Source organism: Paraglaciecola aquimarina (assembly GCF_032464635.1).
Taxonomy (GTDB): domain Bacteria; phylum Pseudomonadota; class Gammaproteobacteria; order Enterobacterales; family Alteromonadaceae; genus Paraglaciecola; species Paraglaciecola aquimarina.
Genome location: NZ_JAWDIO010000002.1, coordinates 3,886,588 through 3,902,025, shown reverse-complemented (window position 1 = coordinate 3,902,025; position 15,438 = coordinate 3,886,588). Strand labels below are relative to the sequence as shown.

At 40.9% G+C, this 15,438-nt stretch carries 13 protein-coding genes and 3 pseudogenes; 15 read left to right on the top strand and 1 reads right to left on the bottom strand.

Translation table 11 applies throughout. The features are described 5' to 3' along the window. The first annotated feature begins 34 nt into the window (after positions 1-34). The 3 genes and pseudogenes from RS130_RS19260 to RS130_RS19250 all read left to right on the top strand — a co-directional run bounded on the left by RS130_RS19260 (position 35) and on the right by RS130_RS19250 (position 3,446). Positions 35-2,196 (top strand): annotated as a pseudogene (locus RS130_RS19260) (FlgK family flagellar hook-associated protein). Positions 2,197-2,220: 24 nt separating this feature from the next. Then, complete coding sequence (gene flgL / locus RS130_RS19255; protein WP_316027260.1) at positions 2,221-3,117, top strand: flagellar hook-associated protein FlgL; 897 nt, start codon at positions 2,221-2,223, stop codon at positions 3,115-3,117. A 32-nt stretch (positions 3,118-3,149) separates the two neighbouring features. Then, positions 3,150-3,446 (top strand): flagellin, encoded by a 297-nt coding sequence (locus RS130_RS19250; RefSeq protein WP_316027259.1) that lies wholly within the window; start codon positions 3,150-3,152, stop codon positions 3,444-3,446. Positions 3,447-3,507: 61 nt separating this feature from the next. Here the strand turns inward: RS130_RS19250 and RS130_RS19245 are convergent, their stop codons facing one another. Next, positions 3,508-4,479 carry a hypothetical protein gene (locus RS130_RS19245; protein WP_316027258.1) on the bottom strand — a complete coding sequence of 324 codons (972 nt, stop codon included), beginning with the start codon at positions 4,477-4,479 and terminating at the stop codon, positions 3,508-3,510. A gap of 216 nt (positions 4,480-4,695) precedes the next feature. Between RS130_RS19245 and RS130_RS19240 the strand changes: the two genes are divergently transcribed. The 12 genes and pseudogenes from RS130_RS19240 (at position 4,696) to RS130_RS19185 (ending at position 15,436) form a co-directional block, all read left to right on the top strand. After that, a complete protein-coding gene (locus RS130_RS19240; RefSeq protein WP_316027257.1) occupies positions 4,696-5,520 on the top strand; it encodes a flagellin N-terminal helical domain-containing protein in 825 nt (274 codons plus the stop codon). A 401-nt stretch (positions 5,521-5,921) separates the two neighbouring features. Continuing rightward, complete coding sequence (locus tag RS130_RS19235; protein WP_316027256.1) at positions 5,922-6,311, top strand: hypothetical protein; 390 nt, start codon at positions 5,922-5,924, stop codon at positions 6,309-6,311. Positions 6,312-6,649: 338 nt separating this feature from the next. Then, entirely contained in the window at positions 6,650-7,474 is an 825-nt protein-coding gene (locus RS130_RS19230; protein WP_316027255.1) for a flagellin N-terminal helical domain-containing protein, read from the top strand. A 1,051-nt stretch (positions 7,475-8,525) separates the two neighbouring features. Next, entirely contained in the window at positions 8,526-9,350 is an 825-nt protein-coding gene (locus tag RS130_RS19225) for a flagellin N-terminal helical domain-containing protein (RefSeq protein WP_316027254.1), read from the top strand. A gap of 88 nt (positions 9,351-9,438) precedes the next feature. Continuing rightward, positions 9,439-9,897: a flagellar protein FlaG gene (locus RS130_RS19220; protein WP_316027253.1), complete on the top strand. Its 459-nt coding sequence runs from the start codon at positions 9,439-9,441 to the stop codon at positions 9,895-9,897. Positions 9,898-9,978: 81 nt separating this feature from the next. Next, positions 9,979-11,460, top strand: a complete 1,482-nt coding sequence (gene fliD / locus RS130_RS19215; RefSeq protein WP_316027252.1) for a flagellar filament capping protein FliD — start codon at positions 9,979-9,981, stop codon at positions 11,458-11,460. A 38-nt stretch (positions 11,461-11,498) separates the two neighbouring features. Continuing rightward, entirely contained in the window at positions 11,499-11,930 is a 432-nt protein-coding gene (gene fliS, locus RS130_RS19210; protein ID WP_316027251.1) for a flagellar export chaperone FliS, read from the top strand. Continuing rightward, positions 11,927-12,235, top strand: a complete 309-nt coding sequence (locus RS130_RS19205; protein WP_316027250.1) for a hypothetical protein — start codon at positions 11,927-11,929, stop codon at positions 12,233-12,235. The genes fliS and RS130_RS19205 overlap by 4 nt, the downstream gene beginning before the upstream one ends. 96 nt (positions 12,236-12,331) lie before the next feature. Beyond that, positions 12,332-13,330, top strand: a complete 999-nt coding sequence (gene pseB, locus RS130_RS19200) for a UDP-N-acetylglucosamine 4,6-dehydratase (inverting) (protein ID WP_316027249.1) — start codon at positions 12,332-12,334, stop codon at positions 13,328-13,330. Between the two features lie 12 nt (positions 13,331-13,342). Beyond that, positions 13,343-14,489, top strand: a pseudogene (gene pseC, locus RS130_RS19195) (UDP-4-amino-4,6-dideoxy-N-acetyl-beta-L-altrosamine transaminase). Then, positions 14,486-15,192: pseudogene (pseF, locus tag RS130_RS19190) on the top strand (pseudaminic acid cytidylyltransferase). Before pseC ends, pseF begins: the two co-directional pseudogenes overlap by 4 nt. Further along, entirely contained in the window at positions 15,185-15,436 is a 252-nt protein-coding gene (locus RS130_RS19185; protein WP_316027248.1) for a hypothetical protein, read from the top strand. Before pseF ends, RS130_RS19185 begins: the two are co-directional and overlap by 8 nt. The last annotated feature ends 2 nt before the right edge of the window (positions 15,437-15,438 follow it).

The window sequence follows — 15,438 nt, the reverse complement described above, 5'->3', positions numbered from 1 at the left end:
AAAAGCGTTCGGTTACACATTTGGGAGTTAACTTATGCTGTTAGATAATAAGGGCACAAATAGAACTGCCAGCTTGATGTCTATTGCCACAAGTGGCGTGAACGCCAGTAACGAGTTATTAACCACCACTGGTCATAACATCGCAAATGTTAATACTGAAGGTTACGTACGTGAACGTACTTCTTTTACTAGCCAACTGTATGGCGGTGTAGGACAAGGTACAACCGAGCGAGTGCTAAACGTTTTTGCACAAAATCAGTTGAGAAGAGATACCACTCAACTGGCTGAGCATGAGAGTTTTTATAACAAAGCGACCATTTTAGATAATGTACTTGCCAGTGAAGCCAACAGTATTTCGCAGAGTATGAGCCGATTTTTGCTTCTATGCAAACCGCGGCGGATGATCCAACGAGTATGGCTGCTCGGCAACTGGTGTTGGGTGAAGCCGAATCTTTGATCGGGCAAGTCAGTACTGTCTCTGGCTTTTTGCGAGAAAAAGAAAGTGAACTCAATATTGAGTTAGCAGCCAATATTAATAAAGTAAATGGATTAATTGAGTCTATTTCTGAGTTAAACGAAGCGATTCGGGTCAATCAGTCGAACAATATTTTCGATGAGCCGGGCACCCTAAAGAACCAGCGAGACAGTGCTATTTTAGAGTTGTCGAGTTTGCTATCTATTGAAACCCGCAATGATCCTTATGACTCTGGTGGTATTTTGGTTAATTTGACGTCAGGTGAATCATTGGTATTGCAAGATGGTTCTCTAAATTTATTTGAAATTAACAACGATGCGGATCTTAACTACAAATCATTGAGGTTAACTAGCACCGGCAAACCTACCTCTTTAAATTTGCAAGAAACCAATTTAGGCGGCTCTATAGGTGGGCTATTTCGTTATCGTGAAGAAGTTTTGGAAACCAGCCGTAGAGAGTTAGGACAAATTGCTTTAGCGGTGACCGAATCGTTGAATTCGCAAAACAATTTGGGAATGGATTATGATGGTCAGCTAGGCAGTAACATTTTCGGTTTGCCGGATATTATCGGATTGGAATATCCAGATAATGTTGGTGGAACGGGCGTTGTGACTGGACGTATTGCAGAAGGTGCAGCTAGCGAAATTACCAGTGCCGATTACGAAGTGACCATTAATAGCGTCACTGCGGGCGCACCGCCGACCTTGGACGTTACGATATCCGCGTTGCACGCTGATGGCTCTGCGGTGTTAGATATCAATGGTACCGCAATTACACAAACTTATCCTGCTATTGAAGCGCAATCGGGCACTTTTACCTCTGTGATTGGTGGCCTAGAGCTAGAATTTTCAGCCGGTACCGTCTATACGCCCGGTGATAAGTATTTATTGCAGCCCACCAAAGATACCGCTGATCGAATAGACGTTATTATGACGCGCCCGGAGGATTTAGCGTTCGCCTCGCCAATCCACGTAGAGCCTAATATCAATAACTTAGGGGATGCTCAGGTAGTATCTAGTCAGGTTAGCAATACCTTTATAGACAATACATTTGCCGATAGTCGAGCTTCTGGTTTTGATAATGCTGGTGGCATCCATGATGCAGGCTCGTCCCCCACAGGAGCTGGTGGCGTCGGTGCACCGGCTGAGATATTTTTTACCGCGCAAGACAGCTACGAAGTACGAGATAAGAGTGGAAATGTTATTACCACAGTTACCGGTGTTACTGACTTTACTAACATGTTAGCGCAAGCAGAAAGTGTCGGTACAAGTCCTGCTTGGCCTGCCGCATTTAGTGCGTTAGATAATTACCCAGGTTACGATTTATCTATTCAAGGCGTTCCCAAAGCTGGGGATAGTTTTAGTATCAATTACAACATTGATGGTTTAAACGACAACAGAAACGCCTTGTTATTGTCTGGTTTGCAAAATGAAAATACTATGCAGCTGAATAATAGTGGCTCAGGTGAGCCGGTTAGTTTTCACGAAGCTTACGCTAATATCGTTAGTGATATAGGTCAAAAAACATCCAGTGCTGATATTTCAATGCAAGCAGCGGCCGCTCTTAAATCTCAGTCTAAAGATTGGTTTGATTCTGTGTCGGGGGTCAGTTTAGATGAAGAGGCTGCAAATTTGGTCAGGTATCAACAGTCATATTCTGCTGCGGCTAGATTAATCGCAACCGCCCAGGATTTGTTCGATACTATTTTAGGTATGGCTTAATAAGGTTTAATTACAGGTAAAATTATGCGTATTTCTACAGGCCAATTGTATGATCGAAGTGTTCAAGCTGTTTTAGAAAATCAGGGGGACTTATCTGATATTCAGCAGCAACTTGCTTCTGGTAAAAAGCTGCTACGACCCTCCGATGATCCCGTCGGTGCCGCGCAGGTCATTCGTTTAACGGAAGATATTGATCTACTAGCGCAATATCAAAAGAACAGCAATTTATTAACCAATAGCTTAGAGCAAGAAGAAACGGTATTGAAGGCTGTGAACACGGCTGCCGACCGAGCAAGAGTTCTGATGGTGCAATCAGGAAATGGTATTGTTGGTGTTGAAGATCGCAGAGCTATCGCTATTGAGATTGAACAAATTCGTGATCAAGTGTTTGATTTGATGAATAGCCGTAATGCCAATGGAGAATATATATTTGCCGGCTTACAGTCAGCGGATCCGGCCTTTTCTTATGATCCAAGCGCAACGGGTAACAAGTATTCTTTTGAAGGCGATGCCGGTGCCAATAGAATTCAAATTTCGGATACGGTAAAAATTCAAGTAAACAACTCTGGAAAAGAAGTGTTTGAAGATGTGTTGGCGCGTTCAAAAGCGTCTATATCTGGTTCGGTTGGAGTGACATCAGCAAGTCTACAGATCCAGCAACAAAGCACATACGATCAATTTCATGCCGCAAATTATGATGCAATAACGCCAGCGAATAACCAATTTAGAGTGACAATATTATCTGCTACCCAAGCCGAAATCACTAATGTTGGAAGCGGAGCGGTGATGGATACCGTCAACTTTAACAGCGGTACGGCCTTTTTGTATCAGGGCGTGTCGATTAATATTGAGGGGGCGCGGGAAATACGGTCGATTTTCAACTTGAGCCGCCGAAAAAACAAAATATCGCGGAAACACTGAATAATTTTGCTATCGCATTAAATGATGAAACCTTGTCAAACGACGATTTCCAAGAGGCGCTTAACGATGCGTTAGCTGGGGTCGATGCGGCGTTAACCAGTGTTGGCAACAGTATTTCTGCAATAGGTGGCAGGGGAAATATTACTGAGGCTGTCTATGCCTCCAGTTTAGACTTAGAAATCATCAACAAAACCGCTCGTTCTAATATTGAAGAAGTGGATTACGCTGAGGCAGTGTCTGAATTGAGTCGTCAGGAAACGGCGTTGCAAGCGGCACAAGCCACATTTAGTAAAGTGACAGGGACTTCTTTATTTGACTATATTCGCTAATCTAAACGCTGTGGATCGAGCAAATTAAGTTTTATTCTTGCTATTCCAATTGCAAGGTTGATCAGCAATCAATATCTAATTCGGCTAAGTAAACACTGCTCTTATTGTCAAGGTGAGAAGAGTAATAACTGATATACAGTCGATTATTTTTCAGCACCAGGTCAGGGTAACTGTTATCCCTAGCGCTAGGTAACACTGTTATTAATGTTAAGCGGCCATTGAGTAAATCTAACGACATCAAGCCTGTCACCAGTTTATTATTTTGTAAGATCCTGCCGGCTACTAGTGCTATGTGGTTTTTTAGGTGGATCATGACTGGTCCTCCTATGTAAATGTTTAAATCAAGCCATTGCCACCTTTTGTAAGGAAAACTGCTAGTACCGAGTTGAGCACTATAAGAATCTGCATCTCTTCTGATCAGCGCGTATGCCGTTTTATTATGGAATAGTAAATCACTTTCATTTGGGTAGCCCAAATGATGTTGCGCTAAACTGAGCACCTTCGCCTGATGTAAATGAAAGCTTCTTCTGGGGTTACCTTTGTATAGGTGAATGGCATTCGCTTTTCTATTGTAAGCAAAACCATAGGCTAAACCGTCTAACCAATTTAGTCGCCATAACCACCAACCTTGATCCGCGAAATAGCGAATTGCAGACCAACTTTTGCCGTTTTGCGATATCCAATTAACATTGTTAGAAGAAACCGTACGATTATTTGAGGTGGTTAATCGTGCATAGGCGATGAGTAACAGCTCTCCGTCTGGCGTAACACTGAGTTTAGGATCCCGTAGATCGGTATTTGCGACAGAAATAGCATTGTCAAAAATAGCATTACCGAGAAAATCTAGGCAAAGAATTCGAATGACGCCATCTCTACTGACATGATTCTTGGCTTCTCTGTAACAACAAAACAATGATCCCTTGAATTCACATAAATCCGTAAACGCGTTATGGATCCCTTTGTTTCCAACTTTTTTAGCCAATTCATCAGTTTTTTTATACTTTTTTTGGTTGCTTAACTTATTGAAACTCAAGTGAATACTAAATGCAATGCGGCAAAAAGATGCCGCTTTTGACAAAAAAAGGCAAATAGCGTTAAAGGGATTTGTAATTAGGTCGATAAATTTTCTGAGAGAGCCAGTAGTAATAATTTTAAATAATAAAAATTATTACTCTATTAGTGTTATTTAACCAACCGAATTATCTTCGGTCGCCAGCTTAGTCTGGACTGAGAGTGTAGGAGAAAACCCATGGGTTTATATGTAAATACCAATGTTTCATCGCTGAACGCACAACGTCAGTTGTCTGGTTCAGCACAATCATTAAATACTTCTTTTGAACGTTTATCGTCAGGATTCCGTATTAATCGTGCTGCAGATGATGCTGCCGGTTTACAGATAACTGATAGGTTGACGACTCAAATCCAAGGCCTAAACCAGGCTGCACGTAATGCGAATGACGCTATTTCGTTAACCCAAACTGCTGAAGGCGCGTTGGGCGAAGTCACTACGTCATTGCAACGTATTCGTACATTAGCGGTACAATCTCAAAATGGTATCAACTCTTCAGCAGACCGTGTGGCTTTGCAGAAAGAAGTGACAGCCCTTAAAAATGAGATTAGCCGTATTGCGTCTGATTCACAGTTCGCTAACTTAGACATTCTTAAAGGGGATTTTTCATCTAAGTTCTTAGTCGGTGCTAATGGCGGTCAAAATATTTCTGTTAATCTAGAAAGAACCAGTGGCTATGGAGCTTCGGGCTTAGGGATTGCCGGGACATCTGTTGAAACAGTTGCCGAAGCATCAGCAGCGTTAACGGCTGTTACTGCCGCTATCTCTACTGTTGGTGGCGTACGAGCTGATTTGGGTGCATTACAGAATAGATTCCAATCAACTATTCGTAACTTAACTAATATTTCTGAAAACGTTTCTGGTGCACGTTCACGTATTAGAGATACGGACTTTGCTTCTGAAACTGCTGAGCTAACGCGTAATCAGATTATTCAACAAGCAAGTTTGACTGTATTAAGTCAAGCCAACCAAAAACCACAAACGGCTCTATCTTTACTAGGATAATAAATTTAGAGAATGTTGATGCTAATATTCTCTACTTCCAGTCCATGGGTCGAGACATTCACTTGTTATAGGCTATGAGGTAGTAACGTTATTTAAGTATTGAGCAAGTGAGTGTAGCGCCCACACTCTCTTTCAAATAAGAGCCATAAGCCGGATTTTTCCGGCTTTTTTTTGCCCCTAAGTTTCTGATATAAAACAAGTTTAAAAATTAGTGCTATTTTTCACTAAAGAATTTCTACTACCCACACGATAAATGTACATAGACGTTACGCAATTCATAAAAACATAAGCGAACGACTGAACAGAGATCGAATAAAAATAAAAGCAAGATCCTGTTACCGCAAAGGCAACTAATAATAAAAATAGCCGCGGATGTTAACCAAATCGTTAGGAGAATGGAAATGAACTTATTCGTTAAGACGAGTGCTTCGTCGATGAATACTAGTTGTCAGACATCTAAGTCGGACTGCAATTTTGATAGCCCACGTCAATGCTCGCATTTAGGTTTTAACATTATTAAAACCAAAGGCTTAGCGACAAAAGTGGACTCGCCACAAAGCTTGGCTTCAAACTCTGTTGTTGTCAAACAGAGCAAAAGCATAGCGACATTAATTGAATACCCAGTTAGTTTTATACTCAGTATTCTATCTCCATTTTTACCATCAATGACAGCGGCAAATGTTGGTACATCCAGTACCGCTATTGCCAGTAATATGACTACTTTATGCCACTCACTCTTAAGCCGGTTTACCGTTATTTCTCAAGGATCTAGGATCGTCTCGTTTCATTAGACAATGAAGCTAGTGATTCTTGGGTTATATCTGGAATAGGGCGTTGATTTATCAATATGAGGTGAAGGTTTTTAAATTGCTAACAAACAGAAAAGACGCCAGTGAGGTAGTGAGGTATTGAGGTTTAGGCCATCAATTCTGTTTGTCAGCTTGAGCTTGCGCTCATACATTATGCTTTTGTTAAAGTGCGTCAACACTTAACAAAATTGTTAACCATGAGTACCAGCTAACAAATAAAATACTGCACGTAGTGTGCCAATTATTAACATTAGCAATACCAATAGGCATCGACGCTAAAAAATAAAATAACAAGTCGATACTAGGTTAGGAGAAGAAAAATGGGTTTATTCGTAAATACAAATGTATCGTCATTAAATACTTCAAGACAGTTATTTAATTCGACCAATAGCTTAAATACCTCATTCGAACGTTTGTCGTCAGGCTTTCGGATCAATAGCGCCAAAGACGACGCGGCAGGCTTACAGATTTCTAACAGGTTAACCACCCAAATTTTGGGTCTTAATCAGGCAGTAAGAAACGCCAATGATGCGATTTCTTTATCACAGACCATAGAGGGTGCACTGGCTGAAACGACTACAGCCTTACAAAGAATTCGGGTGTTGGCGATTCAAGCACAAAACGGTATTAATAGTTCTGCCGACAGAGTGGCATTGCAAAAAGAAGTAAAAGCACTGAAAGATGAAATGAGCCGAATCGCATCGACTTCACAGTTTGGTGGGGTGAATGTATTGGATGGCGTGTTTTCTTCCAAGTTCTTGGTAGGTGCAAACGCTGGCCAAACTATTAGTGTGAATGTGCAGCGAGAAGGTGGATACGGCGCATCAGGCTTGAATGTTGGCGACGTCAGTATTGCCACAATCGAAGGTGCATCAGCAGCCATGACATCGGTATCAGAAGCTATATCGATTATTGATGCCAAACGAGCTGATTTAGGGGCGTTACAAAATAGATTTCAATCTACTATTCGCAATTTGTCGAATATCTCGGAAAATGTTTCAGCGGCAAGAAGTCGCATACGAGATACAGATTTTGCCATAGAAACGGCAGAATTAACGCGTAATCAGATTATTCAGCAAGCGAGTACTACAGTGTTATCGCAAGCCAATCAAAGGCCGCAAACAGCATTATCGTTATTAGGATAAGGCCTGACTGATTTACTATTTTATCGAAGTAAAACTGCAGTGGAATAAGAGCGTGGTTTTAATCAGATAAATAGAAAAGAAAAAAGAGGGTAGGAAATGAGAGGCCGACCTGAGTAACGTAAAGGAATATTGTTACTGTATCGCCAAAGGAGGGCACTATTTCTCTGTCTTGCCAAGGTTAGATAGAAAGCTAGTTTGCTCCAACTCCTAACGAGAGCAATTTGGTCGGAGCATATGCTCCGGCCTTTTTTAAATAAAAAATAACAATGAATAATAAAATTTAAAACGTCAACTAACAGGACTGAGAGTGTAGAAATTTGGTTGAGAGGCCAGTATTCATCTCTAATCCCGCCAGTTGACAGAAACGGTCTTTGCTCCAACTCCTAACGTGAGCAAGTTGGTCGAGGTGTTCTGAATTGAGCCCTCGGCCTTTTTTATATCGCTAGTAATGGTTAGGTTCTTTCAAACCAGGGGCTGTTAGTCCCTATCATTCTTTACTGCATTTTAATAAAACGTCAACTAACAGAACTGAGAGTGTAGAAACTTGGTTGAGAGGCCAGTATTCATCTCTAATCCCGCCAGTTGACTGAAACGGTTTTTGCTCCAACTCCTAACATGAGCATGTGGCTAAAGTACTTGCTTTACCCTTTATTCTTCGTTCATTACCTATTCCGTTGTTATCGAAACTGCTTTTTGTTGGTTGCATGTATTTGCCGCCGAGCAATATCCATCACTTTGGGTATATAGGCTGAATAGCGTTTATGTGTAAAGAATAAGCATGTGGCGTGCCACTAATTCAAACTGGAGTGAAAAAAGTAATAGCCAACTTTTTCAAAAAAACAGTAAAAAAATTAAAGTTGCTTTAGGAAGTGTCGATAACATTAGTTGAGGGGTGATCTAATTGATCGCTTTTATTCTAAATCTGAGTAGAGGTACTCGGTTTTAATAAAGTGAGGTAATGCGCAGGAGAGGTCCTAAGCATTAAAATTGAGGCAAACTTACTACTTCAAAGTCTATATCGACTGGTGGTGAGTTTTCAGGAGGTTTTTTTATGGGTTTATATGTAAATACAAATGTGTCTTCTTTGAATGCTCAGCGCCAGCTGTTTGGTTCAGGTCAAGCACTTAACACTTCATTTGAACGTTTGTCTTCAGGTTTTAGAATTAACCGTGCTGCAGATGATGCTGCGGGGTTGCAAATCTCTGACCGTTTAACGACTCAAGTTCAAGGCTTAAATCAGGCTGTACGGAATGCGAATGATGCTATTTCGTTAACACAAACCGCTGAAGGTGCGTTGGGCGAGGTAACCAATGCGTTACAACGAATTCGTACGTTGGCGGTCCAATCTCAAAATGGTATCAACTCTTCCGCCGACAGAGCGTCGCTGCAAAAAGAAGTGACGGCACTAAAAAATGAAATTAGCCGAATTGCCTCTAATACACAGTTTGCTAACTTGGATATTTTGAAAGGTGACTTTTCGTCTTCTTTCTTAGTCGGCGCGAATGGCGGTCAAACTATTGATGTGGCAATTACACAAGAAGGTGGGTTTGGTGCGTCGGGCTTGTCTTTAGCTGATACAACCGTGGCGACAACAGTTGGCGCATCAGCTGCATTAGCTGCAATCACTAACGCTATTTCTACAGTGGGTGCTGCCAGAGCAGATTTAGGTGCGTTGCAAAACCGTTTTCAATCTACTATTAGAAACTTAAGTAATATTTCTGAAAACGTTTCGGGCGCACGTTCTCGAATTAGAGATACAGATTTTGCCTCGGAAACTGCTGAATTGACCCGTAATCAAATTATTCAGCAAGCGTCATTGTCGGTTTTGAGCCAAGCAAATCAAAAGCCTCAAACGGCTTTGTCTTTACTTGGATAGATATTAGTTAACAATTTAACTAATATAACCGATAGTAAATGGCTGGCTAGATATAGTTGGCCATTTGTTGTTAATTTGGAGGTGATTTATGAGAATTGACAATCAAAGTACTGGCCAAAATTTTGCTTCATATTCTTCAGTAGGGACTGGCAATGGTGGAACTGAGGTGAGAAATGAAAAATCTGCGCAAATAACTAAAGATTTTTCTGGCTTAGCCGAAGTAAAGGATAGTCGATCTGTATTGAGCAGCCCTGAGCAGGCAAGTAAGGCTGAGCAGGCAAGTAATCCTCAGCAGGTAAATAGTCCTGAACAGATTATTAACGCCGTGTCTGAAGTAAGTGAGTTTGCGCAAACTAGTAATAGGCAATTGGCCTTTTCGGTTGATGAAAATAGCCAGAAGCAGGTTGTTAAGGTTACCGACTCTGAATCTGGAGAGGTCATCAGACAAATTCCATCTGAAGAGTTTTTGACATTGTCTGAAAGGTTAAAAGACTTAAATGCAGATGTGGGCACGGCAGTTGGCGTATTATTTAATAAACAGGTTTAGTTAATTGACTAAATCACACATAGAGACATGCATGTAGTTTACAATGTTGCCTGTCTCTATTTATTTGTATCGAGGTGACGTATGTCTATTCAATCGTTAGGTGTTGGTTCAGGCTTAGATTTAGAGAGTTTAGTGAGCCAGTTGTTAGAAGCCGAAAGGGCGCCTAAAACTGCACGCCTAGATGCTCAAGATGAAGCCGTTGAAGCCGAAATATCTGGTTTAGGCCAGCTTAAATCAAAATTGGAAGATTTTGAAAAAACACTCGATGACTTGCGCACCGAAGCCAACCTCAAAGGTCGTGAGCCGACTATCGATAATCCAACTGAGGGTATCGAACCTTTTACCGCTGAAGCCTCAAACAGTGCGGTTGAAGCTGATTATTTAATTTCTGTTTCGCAATTGGCTAGTGGTAGCCGAATTCAAACAGCCGATGCCATTGATGGCGGTTTTAGCAGTACTGCAGATTCAATCTTGTCTTCTGGTACCGGCTCTTTGACATTTAAAGCCCCTAAAGAATCTGGGGGCGGTTCTGACTCTTTTAGTATTAATATTACCGACACTATGAGTTTGCAAGATCTAAGCTCTGCTATTAATGCAAATAGTAGTAACTTTGGTGTGACGTCTAGCATTGTTTCTACTGGGACCGCTGATGGTGGGGTAAAACTAATCTTTACTTCAGATCGAACCGGTGCAGGTAACGATTTGGTGATAGTCAATGATAGTGATATTGCAGAGTTAGATCGTTTATCAACAGTACGTTCCGATGAAGTGACAACTGCAGCTGATAGCCTCACTCCAACTGTTCCAGCGCAAAATGCGAAAGCGACTATTGATGGCATAGCGGTTGAAAGTAAAACCAATGAATTTGAAAACGTCATTGAAAATGTTGAGTTTAACGTTACCGAATTGTCAGAATTAGAAGCCGATGGCGTGACCTTCAGAACCTCAAAATTAAGTATTGGTTTTGACAGTGAGGGGGTTGAGTCAACGATTCGGGATTTTGTAGATAACTACAATAAATTAAATGCTGAGATACAACGTCTTACTAAATATGGTGAATCAGACCTTGAAGAAGATGGTGCCTTCGCTGGAGACTCCATGATCAGAGGCATCCAGTCAGGCTTAAACAGTATTATGTTTTCGGCTGTTAATTCATCTGAGTTAGGTGGCCTTTTTCAATTAGGTATTGAATTCAATGATGATGGTGAATTAGAGATCGGTAGCCAAGATAAGTTTGGTTTTGGTAGCGGTGAGGACCGATTAAGAGATGCGTTGAGTGATAATTTTGATGAAATCGCTAATTTGTTCACTGATGAGACCGAAGGCGTCGCCAATCGTTTATATGAGTTCGTCGACCAATACACCTCTTATAGTGGCTTATTAAAAGTGCGTGAAAACGCAGCAGAAGATACGAAAGAACAAATATTAACCGATAGAGAACAGTTGGAGCTTAGAATGATAAGCACCGAAGATATCCTAAGAAGCAAATATTTAAATTTAGATTTGACCGTGTCTAAATTAAACAGTACCGGTTCGGCTTTGTTGGCGTCTTTAGGTAGTTAGACGACACTGAATAGCCCCTACAATTAACGGAGAATAACATGGCGTTAAAAGGTATCAATGCCTATAAAAAAGGCAATCTTAAACAAGACATTAGCCAAGCAGATCCCCATAGATTAACCCTTATGTTAATGCAGGGCGCTTTGGATAAATTGGCTTACACCAAAGGCTGTATCGAGCGAAAAGATTTTGCTGGCAAGTCGGAAAACTTATCTCGAGCCTCGGCAATAATTATGAATTTGCGAGACACATTAGACTTGTCTACAAAAAGTGAAGCGGCGGGCAATCTGTTTGATTTGTATGAATACATGTTACAGCGCCTAATCGATGCCAATGTACAGAATAGCTTGAAGATTATTGACGAAGTGATTACTCTACTTTTACCGATTAAAACGGCCTGGATGCAAATTCCTGAGTCTGCAAAAGAAGAGGCTTATGAAATGCAAAGGCAAAAGCGTCAAGCAGCAGTTTGAAAAACATAACGTTAAACCACACTTACACACCTTCTCCTTTAAAAGATATTAATCAGGATTTGTCTGTTTTGCTTAAGGAGGCAGAGCCTGATGAAGCTACATTTCTCAAATTAGTTACCCGCCGAGATGATTTTATTCAACAATTTTTGACTGAAATTTCTGATTTAGATAAAGAAAACTTCGTAAAAGCAGAATTAGCAGTAAATGGCGCGTTAGTTGCTTATGCTAATCAATTGTTTAAAACGTCATTAAAACAGCTTTCAAGTTTACTGCGTGGCAGGAAAGCCGTTAAAAAATATAAATAATTGATTGTTAAAGTTAAAAACAACTCTGTTAAGATTAGTTTAAAGGTATCTCTGCAAAATTAACTTATTCTGCGAAAATGAATATTAAGGCTGGCTATGTTCAACAATAAATCAATTCTAATTACCGGTGGAACAGGGTCATTTGGTAAACGTTTTACTGCGTATCTGCTGAAGAATTACTCACCTAGAAAAGTCATTATTTATTCCCGCGATGAATTAAAACAGTTTGAAATGCAGCAAGATTTTGATGCATCACCGATGCGTTATTTTATTGGTGATGTAAGAGATAAAGAAAGATTGATATCAGCAATGCGCGATGTCGATTATGTAGTACATGCAGCGGCGTTAAAACAAGTTCCCGCGGCTGAATATAATCCAAATGAATGTATTAAAACCAATATTTATGGTGCCCAAAATGTGATTGACGCGGCAATCGATGCCAATGTCAGTCGCGTCATTGCTTTGTCTACAGACAAAGCTGCCAATCCGGTTAATTTATACGGGGCAACTAAGTTAGCCTCAGATAAGTTATTTGTGGCAGCCAATAATATTGCTGGCGCTAAGGGGCCTAGGTTTGCGGTTGTCCGGTATGGCAATGTTGTGGGCTCAAGAGGGTCTGTGGTGCCGTTTTATCATAAGTTACTGGCTCAAGGCGTGGATGTATTACCCGTCACTCACGAAGAAATGACACGCTTTTGGATCACCCTTGATGAAGGGGTAGAATTTGTTATTAAGAACTTTCAACGTATGCAGGGTGGCGAGATATTTGTACCTAAAATTCCATCAATACGTATTGTAGACTTGGTAGAGTCTATTAGCGGTAGTCGTCAATTCGAACTAGTAGGCATTCGTCCAGGTGAAAAATTACATGAAGTGATGGTACCAGAAGAAATGGCCCATCATTCCCTCGAATTTGATGATCATTATGTGATTACACCTGCAATTAAATTTTTTGATAAAAATATCGATTATAAGAAGAATAAATTAGGCGAATGTGGGCAAGCTGTGTCTGATAAGTTTGAATATCATTCTGGCACCAACCCTCACTTTTTAACGGTTCAAGAGTTAACCCAACTCGACAAAGACACCTTGTAAGCGATTATTTACATGCTCCCATATGGCAAACATTCTGTAGACGAAACTGACGTAGAAGCGGTAGTCGATGTGTTACGTAATCAGTTTTTAACTCAAGGTACGGTTGTTCCAAAATTTGAACAAGCTCTGTGTGACTATACCTCTAGTCAATATGCGGTGGCGGTAAATAGTGGAACCTCTGGGTTACATGTGGCCTGTTTAGCTGCGGGTGTCGGTCAAGGTGATTGCGTATGGACAGTGCCAAATTCATTCGCTGCGTCAGCCAATTGTGCGTTGTATTGTGGAGCCAAAATTGATTTTGTCGATATTGATGCCACTAGCCGTAATATTGATGTCGAGCTGCTTAGCATAAAACTGAACCAAGCCAATAAAGCTAATACCTTGCCTAAGGTTTTAGTCGTGGTGCATTTCGCTGGCTTAAGTTGTGACATGCAGTCTATTCGAGCACTAACAAGTGCATATGATATTGTGTTAATTGAAGATGCAGCTCATGCCCTAGGTGGACGTTATCAAGGGACTAAAATTGGCAGTTGTCGTTATTCGGATATGACGGTGTTGAGTTTTCATCCTGTTAAATCAATTACGTCTGCAGAAGGCGGAGCGGTGTTGACTAACTCCACGCTTTTACGTGACAAACTGACTTTGTTCGCCAAACATGGCATCACTCGTGATTTAGAGCTCATGCAAGGGCAGAGTCATGGCCCTTGGTATTACCAACAAATTGAATTGGGCTACAACTATCGGCTCAGCGATTTACATGCGGCTTTAGGTTTGTCTCAGTTACAAAAGCTAGATAGCTTTATACAAAAACGAAAAGTGTTGGTTGCTAGATATCATATTGAACTTGCCAATCTACCTATTACCTTACCCGATGCTAAGCTATCCGAAGAAAGTGCCTTAGCATTTGTACATGGTAGAGTTGCAAAATCATGATCGAGAAGTTATTTATAATAAATTGCATGCCCTTGGGATTGGTGTAAATGTGCATTATATACCTATTCATTTTCATCCCTACTATCAACATTTGGGCTTTAATAAAGGCGACTTTCCAGTTTCAGAACAGTTTTATTCGTCTGCCTTGACCTTGCCTTTATTCGCAGACATGACCCTTGACCAACAGACACACGTTATTGCTTCGTTGCGTGAGGTGTTAGTGTGAACTTGGCGGTAATACCTGCTAGGGGGAGCAAACGGATCCCGAAAAAGAACATTAAACTGTTTGCTGGCAAGCCGCTTATTGCGTATTCAATTGAAGCGGCGATAGCGAGTGAAGCCTTCGAAAAAATTATTGTGTCTACCGATAGTGAAGAAATAGCTGAAGTGGCAATTCAATTTGGCGCTGAGGTGCCTTTTATACGCCCAGCAGACTTAGCCGATGATTTTACAGGCACTACCCCCGTTACTCGCCATACCATTGAATACTGCCGACAGAATATGTTTGAACCAGAGTTTTGTTGCTGTATCTACGCTACCGCCCCTTTTTTAAGCCCGAGTTCGTTACTATCTGGGATAGAACAACTGAAGCAAAAACAAAGTATGCAATTCGCATTTTCAGTCACCAGTTTTGATTTTCCTGTGCAAAGAGCACTCGTTTCATCTGAGCAGGGAGTTGCTGCCTTGTGGCCTGAAGATATTGGCAAAAGATCTCAAGACTTAACAGACGCTTTTCATGACGCAGGCCAATTCTACTGGGGAAGAACCGCAGCATATTTACAAAAAGACAAAATTTTTAGTCAGCACAGTATTCCCATTTTTTGCCTCGATACTTGGTGCAAGACATTGACACCTTGGAGGACTGGATTAGGGCTGAATTAATGTATAAAGCGTATATACAAGGAAAAAATGGAGTATTCAATGGCTAAGCTTGCCAATAAAAATGACAAAGTGCTAATTATACGTATGTTGGCTGCGGCTGATGTCTGTGCCATTGGCTTGCCTGCTATTCGCTTTTTTATGCAACAACTGCCCGGAGCTGATATACACTTTTTAACCTTTAATGATGATATTGCAAAAATAATCAGTGCCAGTGAACCAAATGTTCATATGCATACTTTATCGGCAGAACAATGGCCCGATGATTTTTTCAAGCCATGGAGTCGTTTTTAGGA